Origin of the sequence: Brachyspira pilosicoli P43/6/78 (genome assembly GCF_000325665.1) — a bacterium.
Taxonomy (GTDB): Bacteria; Spirochaetota; Brachyspiria; order Brachyspirales; family Brachyspiraceae; genus Brachyspira; species Brachyspira pilosicoli.
In genome coordinates, this window is record NC_019908.1 from 1,037,226 (window position 1) to 1,050,865 (window position 13,640).

Sequence of the window (13,640 nt, forward strand, 5' to 3'; positions counted from 1 at the left end):
TTGTAATAATATTAAAATAGGTGTATAATGTATCAATTAAAATTTAATTAAGTATTGAAGAGGATATTATATAATGGCTACTGGAGAAAAGACATATAGTTCGAAAAATATTCAGGTATTAGAAGGATTAGACCCTGTAAGAAAACGCCCGGGTATGTATATAGGTTCTACTGGTTCTCAAGGTTTGCATCATTTAGTATACGAGGTAGTTGACAATAGTATAGACGAAGCTATGGCAGGCTTCTGTAAAAATATAATAGTTACAATAAAAAAAGGTAATATAATAGAAGTTGAAGATGATGGAAGGGGAATACCAGTTGATATGCATCCGAAGCTCAAAATATCTGCCTTAGAAGTTGTTATGACTAAACTTCATGCCGGCGGTAAATTTGACAATGAAACTTATAAAGTATCTGGTGGTTTGCATGGTGTTGGTGTATCTGTAGTTAATGCTTTAAGTACAGAACTTATTGCTGAAGTAAGCAAAGACGGTAAACTATACAGGCAAGTATATCATAAAGGTGTACCAGAAGAGCCTGTTAAAGAGGTTGGTAAATCAAATAAAACAGGAACAAAAGTAACATTTACTCCAGACCCTGAAATATTTGAAACAACTATTTATGATTATAAAATACTTGCTAATAGATTAAGAGAATTGGCTTTCTTAAACAGAGGAATAAGAATAACACTCATAGATAAAAGAGAGTCAAAACCTGTAAGCAATGAGTTTTATTATGAGGGCGGTATAGAAATGTTTATTACTCACCTCAATGAAAACAAAAAAACATTGCATGATAAACCAATATATTTGCATAAAACAGAAGATAAAACAGATGTAGAAGTGGCTATGCAATATGTTGATGCCTACAATGAAAATATATTCACATACTGTAACAACATAAACACTACAGAAGGCGGTACGCATTTAGTAGGATTTAGAACAGCTCTAACAAGAGTTTATACAGATTTTGCTAAAAAGTTAGAATTAGACAAAAAAAATAAAATAACATTTATGGGCGAAGACACAAGAGAAGGTTTAGTTGCTGTAGTATCTGTAAAAATACCTAATCCTCAATTTGAAGGTCAAACAAAGACAAAATTGGGTAATACTGAAGTTCGTGCTGTAACAGAAAAACTTGTAGTTGAAGGACTTAATGATTATTTCTCACAAAACCCAAAAGTAATAAAAGCAATACTTGAAAAAATAATATCAGCTGCAAATGCCAGAGAAGCTGCAAGAAGGGCAAGAGATTTGGCAAGAAGGAAAAATGCTTTAGAGAGCGATTCTTTGCCTGGTAAATTGGCTGACTGTTCTGAGCAGGAAGTAGATAAATGTGAAGTATATCTTGTAGAGGGAGACTCTGCAGGCGGTACTGCTAAAGGCGGAAGAGACAGACATTTCCAAGCAATACTTCCTTTAAGAGGTAAAGTATTGAATGTTGAAAAAGCAAGACTTGATAAAATAATAGATACAGACAGCTTAAAACCAATAATAGCTGCTTTAGGCTGCGGAGTTGGTGCTTCTTTTGATATATCTAAAATAAGATACGGAAGAATCATTATAATGGCTGATGCTGATATTGACGGTTCACACATAAGAACTTTACTTTTAACTTTCTTCTTTAGATATATGCGTCCTTTAATAGATTTAGGACATATATTTATAGCTGTTCCTCCTCTATACAAAATTAGTTTTGATAAGAAAAATTTTGTTTATGCATACACCGATGAACAGAGAGATAAAATATTAGAAGAAAATAAAGATAGAAAATATGACATACAAAGATATAAAGGTTTGGGTGAAATGAATGCTGACCAATTATGGGAAACTACTATGAACCCAGAAACAAGACTTATGTATCAGGTATTAACAGAAGATGCTGAAAAAGCAGACCAATTATTCTCTATGCTCATGGGTGATGAAGTTAAGCCTAGAAGAGAGTTTATCGAGGCTAATGCTAAATATGTTAAAAATCTTGATATATAATAAAAAAGGAGAATAAAATTATGGATAATATATATGATTTAATTATAGTAGGAGGTGGTCCTGGAGGAATTGCTGCTGCTGTTGAGGCTGCTATACTTCAAATGAAAAAAGTGCTTCTTATAGAGAAAGGAGACAATCACTCTACTACTATTAGAAAGTTTTATAAAGATGATAAAAGAGTTGATAAAGATTATAAAGGTGAAGCTTTAGATTTAAAAGGCAACATCAAATTTGAAACTGCAACTAAAGGCGATGTATTAGATTTGTTTAGCGAATGTTTATTTGGAAACTATATTGAAGCTATGTTTAATACTGAAGTTGAATCTATTAAAAAAAATGGTGAATATTTAGAAGTTACTACCGTTGATAATAAAACATATAATGCTAAATATGTTGTAGCTTCTATTGGTAAGATGGGAAGACCTAATAGACCTGATTATAATATACCTCCTAGTTTGAATAATATTGTAAACTTTAATATTTATAAATGTAAAGAAAATGAGAAAGTATTAGTAGTTGGAGGTGGTAACTCTGCTGTTGAGTATGCTTATCTTTTAGGTAAAGATAATGATGTTACAATCAATTACAGGAAGCTTGAGTTTACAAGACCTAATGAAAAGAACTTAGAAACTATTAAAGAAGATATAGCTAGCGGTAAAGTAAAACCAAGATTAGGTGTTGATATTAAATCTATAGAAGATAGTAATGGAAAAGTATTAGTTCATTATACTGATGGCATTGATGATACTTATGACAGAGTAATATATGCTTTAGGAGGAGTAGCTCCAATAGATTTCTTAAAGAGATGTGATATAGAGTTAGATGAAAGCGGTGTGCCTATAGTTAATGACCAACATGAAAGCTCTGTTAAAAATCTATTTATAGCTGGAGATATATTATATAAATCCGGCGGTTCTATTGCTAAGGCTTTAAATGCTGGATTTGATATTGTTAAGCATATAGATGAATTAATGAAAAAATAATTTTGTTAGAAGGAGTATAAATTAAAATGTTAAAAGTACTTGCAATTTGTGCTAATGGCTCTGGAACTAGTTTAATGATGGTAGAAAAAATAAAAAGAGTTTTATCAAGTTTTGATATAAAAGATGTAAAGATAGAACATTCTGATTTACAAAACAATAAAATAGATGAATACAATTTAATATTTTGCCCTTTTGCTTTTTTAGAAAAAGTAAAAGAATGTGTAAAAGATGATACTAAAATTATAGGTATCAAAAATATATTATCTGAAGAAGAGTTTAAAAGACAAATTATAGATTCAGGAAACTTAGAAGAATTAAAAAAATTATAATAATTTTTATAAATAATAAAAAAGCGAAAGGTCAACTAAAGACCCTTCGCTTTTTTATTAGAATGCTTTTCAATTATTAGGATATATCAATTTATAATCTTTCTTTTTTCCTGCCTCAACATAATCTTCAGGCACTACTTTCCAATTATTAAGTTTTTCAACAGTAATAGCACCATTTTGTTTTTCAAACCAATCTATAATATAATATCTCAAATCTTTATCTGTAGCCTTTAATACCAAATCCATGTTTTGCAAAGTTTTTAAATCTATTCCAGCACCTTGAGACAAATGTCCGCCGCCGCCGCTTCCTCTATAAGAGTTAATAGCAACTTTATATTCTTTATCCAATTCAAAAGGTCTTCCATCAGTGAAAGATTCTATTGTAACTTTTTCTCCCCTAGGTTTAGTAACATCAACAATATAATTAATTCCTCCAACACTTTCATAATTATAACTAGGTGTAACTGTGTCATAAGAATTATATCTATTATTAAATATTAACTCTCCATTTGCATCTTTTTTAAATGCTATTAAATGGTCATTAATATTAGTCATAGTATTAAACCATCTGTCGTAAGAATATTCCATAACATCTTTTATTTGTTTTCCTGTTAATTTCATCACATAAAAGAAATTCTCATAAGGATAAAGACTAAACATATCCCTAACCCTTACAACACCATTATTCAAAACAGCATCTTTACTTAAAGGAGCAGCAAAGCTCACATCAACATCTTCTCCCAACTCTTCTTTAGCTATAGTAAACTCTAGCTTATGTATAAAACTTAAAAAATAACTGTCTCCAAACATAGCATCATCAGAAGTAAGTTTAGTGTTCAAATTACCAATATCACGGCTCACCCAAGTTTGTATAGCTTTTTTAGAAGAATCAAAATTATCTAAAAACTCTTTATCTGCCTCATACTTTGAAACATCAATTAATTCACCTTTAAACTTAATATCCCAAGCATTATTAGTGTAAATCATACTCACATCAATAGAAGGTATAAATCTTGCAGCATTAACCCCTCCAAATATAGGCACAACTTTACCGCTTGGACTTTTTACTTCTTTAGTTTTTTGCTTTGTAGTTTCATCGTAACCTAAACCAGACCAACCCTGATGGTCATGACCTACAAGTATAATATCAAACCCATCAACTTGCTCTGCAACTAATTGACTAGCATTTTCATTTTTAAAAGTTTCTTTATCTTCTGTGTAATTAGCACCCGCATGGAAAAGCCCTATCACAATATCAGGACTCTCTTTTTCTTTTATAGTTTTTATCCATTTTTTTGCAGACTCAACCATATCTTCAGTAGCCAATCCTTCGTATAATACCTTTGGCAGCTGCCTATCTATTGCAGGCTCTATCAAACTAAGTATTGCTATTTTTACTCCATTTTTCTCTATTATGGTGTAAGGCTTAAAATATGGATTTTTTTGTTTTTTCATCTACTAAATTAGCAGAAAGTAAAGGTGCTTTTATCTCTTTTACTATTTTATCATAAACATTATGACCAGCCTCAACATCATGATTGCCCACTCCAACAGCATCATAATTCATATAGTTAAGCACTTCAGACCATATATGAGGCTCATTAGTGGCAACAAAGTTATAATAATAAACTGTAGGCTGCCCTTGAAGAGAATCTCCATTATCTAATAGTAATACTGTTTTACCTTCATCTTTTAATTTTTTAATATATGTGCTTACCTGAGCCATGGAAGTATTTTCTTCTTTATCTGTAATAAAATTATAAGGAAAAATCATTCCATGTATATCTGTAGTTTCAACTATAGTAAAATTAATCTCCCCCTCGGGGTAAGTTCTATTATTATTAGAATTATTACAAGACATAAAAACCAACAATGAAATAATAGTTATTATAATATATCCTCTTTTCATTAAAAACTCCATATTATTATTCTTATAATATATAAGTATAGTGAAAAAAAGAATATATCTATTTTATTTTTAATAAATTACAATTATTTTGTAAAACCTTTGGTGTCGTCATAAAGCTCTATATATTTTTTTACGCCTTTTGCTGTGGCTTTTACCATTTTTAGCCTTGTCTCTTTATTTTTTAAAAACTTAGCATCATCTGGGTTTGTGATAAATCCAATCTCTATAAGCGTAGACGGCATTATAGCACCTTTTAAAACATAAAATAATGCATTTTGTACAGGTTTAGTTCTCTTTGCTACTCCAGATACTTTATGCACTTCATCTGCAATAGACTCTGCTAATATTCTGCTTTCTTTTTGATACTGTTCTATAAGCATATAATTGTGAGTAATTTGTGATGAATAGTCTTCATATTTAGCTGAATCTATTTTATCAAATTTCACCAAAGCATCATTTTCAAACATAGATACAGCCCTAGCATATTCACTAGATTCCTGAGCACTTACAAAATATGCCTCAAAACCTTTGGCACTGGAGCTTAATGAAGCATTGGCATGAACGCTTATTAATAATGCATTATTTGCTTTTTCTGTATTAATTTTTGCAGCAGTATTGGCTATTTTAAAACGTTCTGCAAGAGTTGGATAAACATCATTAGTTCTTGTTAATACTATTTTTACATCTGGAAGTATATTTTCCAATTCTTTTTTTAGTTCTAGAGAAAATGACAAAACTATATCTTTTTCATATATCTTTCCAACACCAATAGAACCAGGGTCTCTTCCGCCATGCCCTGGGTCTATTATTATTGTTGTAATACCTTTAGAATCAAATTTACTTTTTGCTGGATTAAAAGCTTTTTTTAATTCTTCTGCTGTAATATTTAAATTGTTTAATTTTATTTTATCATTATTCTGAGAGTATAAAAAGCAAGTATTAAATAGAGCTAATACAAAAAATAATATTATTCTTCTTTTATTTCCTCTGAATAACCACAATCTTCCTTGATACAAACTTTAAACAATCCTTTGTTTTTAATATTCTTCTCTACCATAAGCCCATTACATTTAGGACAAGGCTCAAGCAAAGGTTTATCCCAACTTACAAAATCGCATTTAGGATAATTGGAACAACCATAAAACTCTCTTCCCCTCTTAGAACGCTTTAATGTAATGTCGCCTCCGCATTTAGGACAAATACCAAAAGATATACCCTTAGTATTTTTACATTCAGGAAAACCAGAACAAGCAATAAAATATCCGTATCTTCCTAAACGTTTAATCATCTTCTTGCCGCATTTCTCACATACAAAATCAGTCTCTTCATTAAAGAAATCTTTCATATTGTGAATATTTTCTGTAGCAGTTTTGAGCGTATCCAAAAAATGAGGATAGAACTCTTTTAATATATTATTCCATTCTACATTATCGTCTTCTATTTTATCAAGTTTACTTTCCATCTCGGCAGTAAAGTTAATATTTACAAGTTCTGGGAAATTTTCGCTTATAAGTTCATTAACAAGTTTTCCAAGCTCTGTAGGTACAAGCTGTTTACCTTTTCTCTGTACATAATGTCTTGATATAATTGTTTTTATTGTAGGAGCATAAGTAGAAGGTCTTCCTATTCCTGATTCTTCAAGTATTTTTACTAATGAAGCATCTGTATATCTTGGAGGAGGTGTTGTAAAGTGCTGCTGAGGATTATGCTCTACAAAATCGCATACCTCACCATTTGACAAACTAGGCATTTTTGAAGCCTTTTCTTTATCTTCTTTGTCTATAGTAAGCACTTTCATAAATCCGTCAAACTCTATTTTTGATGATGAAACAGCAAACTCACAATCGCCTGCAACAATTACTGCTCTTGTATTTTTCATTTTTGCAGGAAGCATTTGAGAAGATACAAATCTCTCCCATATAAGTTTATAAAGTTTATACTGTTCAGGTTTTAAATATTCTTTAATACTATCTGGTGTTAAAAATACATTAGTAGGTCTTATAGCTTCGTGAGCATCTTGTGCATTCTTTTTTACAGAATAGTTTGGAGGCTCTGGAGGTAAATAATTACTTCCATATTCTTTTTGTATAAAATCCCTCGCCTGCTCTTGTGCTACTGGAGATATTCTCACACTATCGGTACGCATATATGTTATAAGTCCTGTAGCCTCTCCTGCTATAGAAACTCCTTCATAGAGTGTTTGTGCTATTTGCATTGTCTTTGATGAGTTATAGCCTAAAGATGTACTTGCTGCTTGCTGTAATTTACTTGTAGTATATGGAGCTGTTGGATTTCTTAATCTGTCTTTTATCTCTATACTTGATACTGTATAGGTTTTATCTTTTAAATGCTCCATTATAGCATCAACATCTTCTTTTGTTTTTAAATCAGGTTTTTCACCTTTGTATTTTTGAAGCTCTGCTAAAAACTCTTTATTTTTATGTTTTAAAAATACTCCAAAAGTCCAATATTCTACAGGAACAAATGTTTCTATTTCATCTTCTCTATTACAAATTATAAGCAAAGCGACATTCTGTACTCTTCCTGCAGAAAGCCCTCTTTTTATCTTTTCCCAAAGCAAAGGGCTTAAATTATAACCAATAAGTCTGTCTAATACCCTTCTTGCTTTTTGTGCATTTACTTTTGCTATGTCTATATCTCTAGGTTTATCAATGGCTTCTTTAAGTGCATCTTTTGTAATCTCATGAAAAACTATTCTTTTTATAGGTACAGCAGAATTAACGCTTCTTATTTTATTTCCTATATGCCAAGCAATACTCTCCCCTTCCCTATCATCATCGGCTGCAAGCAACACCTCTTCAGATTTCTTTGCCTCTTTTTTAAGATCATTTAATATCTTAGCTCTTCCTCTTATTGTAATATATTCAGGCTCAAAACCATTGTCTACATCTATAGCTAGTCTGCTTCTTGGCAAATCTATTAAATGCCCCATTGATGATAATACTACATAATCTGACCCTAAATATCTATTTATAGTTTTTGCCTTAGCAGGCGACTCAACTATTACTAATTTCTTTTTAGTAGTTTTCTTTTCTTTAGTTTTTGTAGCCATTTTTTATATCCTTAAATTTTATTTCTCTATACTATAATATTTTCCAGATAACTGCTTTATAAAACCATTAATCTCTAATTGCATAAGCAAAGATGTTACACTCTGAACTTTCATGTTAGTTTTTTCTTATTATATCGTCTATGTGTATTTTTTCAACTTTACTTATTATATCATAAATAAAAGCTTCGTCATCTTGTAAATCAGGTTTTATAATACTCGCTTTTTTATTTTGCTTTTTATTATCTAATTTCTTTTCTTGCTTTAAAAGCTTATTATTTTTTTTAAAATCATTAACTTTTTTAACTTCTGTAGTTTTATTAATATTTCCGCCTTCAAAATATTTAAGCTTCATTTTAACATAATCTTCATCATTAGAAAATATATCATCAAAATCTTCTAGTATGTCTAATATATTATAAGCTATTTTAGCACCGTCTTTATAAAGCTTATGATTGCCGTAATACTCCTTTAATTTTTCATCGTATGGAGCTATATAAACATCTCTGCCTTGATTGAGAGCAAAATCTACAGTTATTAAAGCACCCGATTTACTAGACGCCTCAACCATAATAACAGCATAGGAAAGTCCTGATATTATTCTGTTTCTTCTTGGGAAATTAGTTTTATCTGGTTTTCTTCCTACTTCAAACTCACTTATTATAAGCCCTTTTTCTATTAATTTATTATAAACCTTTAAATTCTCTGAAGGATAAACATTGTCTATTCCGCACCCTAATACTGCCACAGTGTTTGCTCCAGAACTTATAGCTCCAATATGTGCTTCTTTGTCTACTCCTTTGGCCATACCTGATACTACAGAAATATTTAATGCTGATAATTTTGAAGATATATCAAAAGCATATTTAGAACTTTTATCTGTAGGAAATCTTGTGCCTACCACTGCTATAGAGTTTCTTCTTAATTTTTTTAAATCACCTTTATAATAAAGTATATACGGAGGATTATCTATTTGCTTTAAATTAAATGGATATTCTTCATCAAATAAACTTAATATACCTATTCCGTAACTTTTTGATTTTTCTATTATATCGTTAGCTTTATCTAATATTTCATTTTTATTAAAATTGCCTATTTGTGATTTGAACTTTTTTTCTAGCAGCAATTTTATATTCTCTTCTTTGTCTTCAAAAATATTTTCTACGGAGTCATAATGATTAATTAGTTCTGATATTCTTTTATCACCTACTTTGTCAATCTGATTCAAGGCTATTAGATATATATTTTTATCACTATGCATTTTAACTTGTTCTCCGTAAATCCAACTCTAATTCATTTGATTAATTATTTGATTTATATTATTTAAAGCCGTTTGCTTTATATTATTTTCTTTTGCTAAAGAGACTATTTTTCTATAGGCTTCAATAGACTCTTTGCCGTTTCCTAAACTGTATTGTATACGTGCTAGTATAAACAAATAATCTATATTATTAGGGTCTGTTTCTAAAGATTTATTTATTAGACCTAATGCTTCTTCGTAGTAATTTTGCTGTATGCCTCTAAGTGATGATAGTGCTGCATAGTAGTTTGGGTTGTTTGGGTCTTTATTTATAGCAAATTGTATATTACTTTCTGCACGTGCCAAAAAGTTTGTTTTTTGTGTTTCTGTGTCAGCACTTTCTGCAAGGTTGGCATATGACAATCCTAAACCATAACGCAAGTATGGGCTATTAGGAAGAATTTTTAAAGCTTCTGTAAAATATTTTGCAGAGTAAGCATATTGTTTTTTTGCTAGGCTTCTTTCTGCCAAAACCCTATATACTGCTCCTAGCCTATCTTGTGCATAAATTTTCTGATTAATTATATCATTGTAAGTATCTGTAACATCAAGAAGGGCTTTATCATCATCTTCATTTTTACCTTTCTCATAGAGGTTGTATGCACGGTTAAGATTAAATCTATTTTTAAATACTTGATTACAAGACATCAAAAAAAAGCAAGAAAAAACAATTAATGATATTTTTAAAAATTTCTTCATATTAAAAACCCTCATATAAGGAAATATACTATATTATATAAAAAAGTAAAGAATTAATTAACAATTATATTTTATAAAGACACTTGATAAAAAGATAAAAATGACTATAATTATACTTTATGTTTTTAAAGCAAAAATTAAAAAATTATCTACTTTTATCCGAAATTCCAAGTAAATAATTTGTAAATTTTGCTTGACTTTGTATTTTATTTTAATATATTTTATATATAGAGTGCAAAAAGCTCTCTATAATATGTTCTTTTGGAAATAATAAATTGTTAAAAATAGCTGTTAGGAGAATAAAGCTATTTTCAATTTTTTATTTTAAATAAATAAGCAAAAAAAATTTTATATAAGGAGATTTATATGAGTAAAAAGATTATTTATTTATTATCTTTACTTATGGCTTTAAGCTTAGTGTTTGCAAGCTGTAAGAAAAATGATGGTGTTACCGGCATTCAAGGTGATACTAACCAAGAAGATGAAATCAAAGAAAACACTGGCGGTTTACAAACATCATGGGATCAAATTAAAGATAAAACTATTATGAATGACTATGCTGTTATAGGTGAAAGCGGCGGTGACTATTATAGAAACCCTGTAATAGTTGCTTTAGGCGGTGCTAATGTTTTAATAGTTACTGAAAAAAGAATTAATTATCCTGGTTCTGCTAATGACATAGGTGTTAATGGTAGTAAACCAGTAAGTATAGTATATTTATTAAGCTCTGATGCTGGTGATAATTTCTCTTCACCTCTACCAATAGGGGGAGAATCTACTAGTGCCGATAATGCTGTTTCTGCCCCTGTAGTATATTACAAAAAAGATAAAGTATATGTAATAGCTTCTGCTGGTGCTGGTATATCTCGTACAGATCAAGATTATTCAGCAAGAAATCCAAAATCAATGCTTAAATATTCTGTTGGTACTGTTACAGGTGCTGATAATAAAGCTTCAATACAATGGAGTGAATGGAAAGAATTAAGTGTAAGTGGTAAAATAGGTGAAAATGTTCAATTTGGTACACATTCTGGAAGAGGTATAATTGCTAGTGATGGTACTACTATGGTTCTTCCTATAATAACAGCAGAACAAGGTAAAAATGGTGCTGCTAAAGAAATGATGGGAGCTGAGTTTTATAAAGTAACTGCTAATGATACACTCACAATTGGAGAGAAAATTGGTCAAACAGTTAAATTCGCACAAGGAAGTGGCACTTCTGGATTTAGTAAATATAAAGAAGCAAAACCTATAGCTTATGATAATACTAAAGTAACTTATTTCGCAGTACCAAATCCTGATGGTGGAGACGGAAAAATGGGTAAAGGAGATAGCGGTGCTGAAAATAATGTTACTTCTACAACAATACCAGGTTCTGAAGGTTCTTTTGGTTTCTTAAAATTAACAGGTAGTTGGTATGGAGCTAATCAGTATGATCCATCAAAATATGCTAGTAATCCTAGCCAAGCTGGTGGAGCTACTGGTGATCAAGCAGGTAAAGATGAAGTATTGTTCTCACATGTAACAACTCCAGCTGGACAGAACCAGATGCGTTTACTTGACCCTCAACAATATGAGCCTCTAAGTAAATCATTACAAATATCTAAAACTAGCAAAAGTTCTTCTATAGATGTATTGCCAGATGGTACTATAATTGTTGTTGCTGAAAAAGAAAGAAATACTGGTGCTAGCGGTTTGAAATTCAATATATTCTTTAGCAGATATACTCAAAGTTATTTATCTAGTCAGTTAGAATAATTTGAGAGAAAAATAATTGAATAGATACAAGGAATATATTTGATAGTTTCAAGTATATTCCTTGTTGTTTTTTAATTAGGAAAAGATAAATGAAAAAAATTATTTGTTTTATAGTTTTATTATTTACTCTAAATAGTTGCGGTACCGATTATTTTTATTCTAGCTTTACTATTCGCAGAGAATTATTATGGCTTACATCTTTATCAGAACAAACAACTCTTGACACTCGTGCACAAATTACTGGAACTACAACTACATTCAATCGTTTCTCTTCTCCTTCTATAATAGCAACACCTGCTAATTATTTAATAGCAATATACGAAAATAGAACAATTAGTGCATCTGATTTAGATCTTTATGGAATAAACGGAAGAAAAAAAACTGAAGTAACAGCAAGAATATCTAAAGATTCTGCATCATTTGATAGCACTGTTACAGTTGGAAATACAAAAGGTTTTGACCCCACAGTATCACATGGTTCTCCTGTTTCTTTTTTAACTAAAAATGGAGATATTGTAGTATTATCTACAGGAGGAGCAGGTTTTGCACAAAACCTTGGTGCTGCACAAAAAACAACATTAGCTGTAAGTATTAGTACAAATAATGGATATGAATGGACTGATTGGAGTAATTTGGATGAAAAAATATTTGAATCTCTTTTAAATAGTTCTTATGATAGATTTTATACAACTCCAGGAAATGGAATAACATTAAGAAATGGAACTTTAGCTTGTATGATAGATTATAAAAGAGATGCTGATTCAGCTGCACAAGGAGCTGCTATACTTTATTCAAAAGACGATGGTAAAACTTGGCAATTGGGCGGTACATTGCAATATAATGGAAATGGTCATAGATTTGCTAAAATTATAGCAGAGAGAACAGACGGTAAACTTCTTATAGCTTCAGTAAAAGATACTGGTAAAAATGATATAAATGTATATAAAAATACTGGAAGCATAGTTTGGTATTTGGCAGATACTCTTGATTCATCTATAAATACTTTTAGTGTAACTAGCCCAGTGGTACAAGACCCTACTCTGGGTAAAATAACATTATTTGATAAAAATAGTGGAGGTGTGGTATCTGGAAGCAGTATAAAATATCATCTTAAAGATTCAAGTACAACAATAGATGGCATTATTTTAGCTCATTCTTATCCTCAGCGTAAATATCAGGCACCTGCAGGAGAGGTAACTGTATATAATGTTACAGCTCTATCTATAAGTGCAGATGATGGTAAAACTTGGACTATGATTACAAATGTTGTAGGAAAAGAAGGAACTAATTTTACTGCTTTTAGACATAGCGGATTAATGGTGTTTAGAGATGGAAGTATCGGTTTAGCTTATGAAGAAGGTGTTGGACCTAGTTTTACAGATAGACAAGGATATATACCATATTATAGAAGATTTGGATTATCTGCAATATCCGGCGGACAATATTCTTATGTAGGTTTATAATTTATAACAATTAAATAAAAAAAAGAGAGTGTTATGCTCTCTTTTTTTTATTTTAAATATTTATAGCAAAAAAGTCGTTTTATAAAAAAGCTATATTTTTATATTATTTTTTGAAAAAATATTTGACTTTCTCAATAACATT

At 30.3% G+C, this 13,640-nt stretch carries 8 protein-coding genes and 2 pseudogenes; 5 read left to right on the forward strand and 5 right to left on the reverse strand.

The window, feature by feature from the left end; all coding sequences use genetic code 11:
* Positions 1–73: 73 nt before the first annotated feature.
* From gyrB to BPP43_RS04645, 3 genes are read left to right on the forward strand one after another with little or no spacing between them, the layout of a single operon-like run.
* Positions 74–1,987, forward strand: coding sequence for a DNA topoisomerase (ATP-hydrolyzing) subunit B (gene gyrB, locus BPP43_RS04635; RefSeq protein ID WP_013244958.1), 1,914 nt, complete (start codon positions 74–76; stop codon positions 1,985–1,987).
* A 20-nt stretch (positions 1,988–2,007) separates the two neighbouring features.
* Positions 2,008–2,970 carry an NAD(P)-binding domain-containing protein gene (locus tag BPP43_RS04640; protein WP_015274316.1) on the forward strand — a complete coding sequence of 321 codons (963 nt, stop codon included), beginning with the start codon at positions 2,008–2,010 and terminating at the stop codon, positions 2,968–2,970.
* A 26-nt stretch (positions 2,971–2,996) separates the two neighbouring features.
* Positions 2,997–3,299 (forward strand): PTS sugar transporter subunit IIB, encoded by a 303-nt coding sequence (locus tag BPP43_RS04645; protein ID WP_015274317.1) that lies wholly within the window; start codon positions 2,997–2,999, stop codon positions 3,297–3,299.
* 69 nt (positions 3,300–3,368) lie between these two features.
* Here BPP43_RS04645 and BPP43_RS04650 read toward each other — a convergent pair.
* The 5 genes and pseudogenes from BPP43_RS04650 to BPP43_RS04670 all read right to left on the reverse strand — a co-directional run bounded on the left by BPP43_RS04650 (position 3,369) and on the right by BPP43_RS04670 (position 10,277).
* Positions 3,369–5,208 (reverse strand): annotated as a pseudogene (locus BPP43_RS04650) (bifunctional metallophosphatase/5'-nucleotidase).
* Between the two features lie 83 nt (positions 5,209–5,291).
* Entirely contained in the window at positions 5,292–6,224 is a 933-nt protein-coding gene (locus BPP43_RS04655) for an N-acetylmuramoyl-L-alanine amidase family protein (protein ID WP_014936320.1), read from the reverse strand.
* Positions 6,176–8,281 carry a type I DNA topoisomerase gene (gene topA / locus BPP43_RS04660; protein WP_013244953.1) on the reverse strand — a complete coding sequence of 702 codons (2,106 nt, stop codon included), beginning with the start codon at positions 8,279–8,281 and terminating at the stop codon, positions 6,176–6,178. The genes BPP43_RS04655 and topA overlap by 49 nt, the downstream gene beginning before the upstream one ends.
* Positions 8,282–8,299: 18 nt before the next feature.
* A pseudogene (gene dprA, locus BPP43_RS04665) lies at positions 8,300–9,539 on the reverse strand (DNA-processing protein DprA).
* Positions 9,540–9,566: 27 nt separating this feature from the next.
* Positions 9,567–10,277: a tetratricopeptide repeat protein gene (locus tag BPP43_RS04670; RefSeq protein WP_015274320.1), complete on the reverse strand. Its 711-nt coding sequence runs from the start codon at positions 10,275–10,277 to the stop codon at positions 9,567–9,569.
* Between the two features lie 366 nt (positions 10,278–10,643).
* Between BPP43_RS04670 and BPP43_RS04675 the strand changes: the two genes are divergently transcribed.
* A complete protein-coding gene (locus tag BPP43_RS04675; protein ID WP_015274321.1) occupies positions 10,644–12,035 on the forward strand; it encodes a sialidase family protein in 1,392 nt (463 codons plus the stop codon).
* Positions 12,036–12,124: 89 nt separating this feature from the next.
* Complete coding sequence (locus BPP43_RS04680) at positions 12,125–13,498, forward strand: sialidase family protein (RefSeq protein WP_015274322.1); 1,374 nt, start codon at positions 12,125–12,127, stop codon at positions 13,496–13,498.
* Positions 13,499–13,640 lie beyond the last annotated feature (142 nt).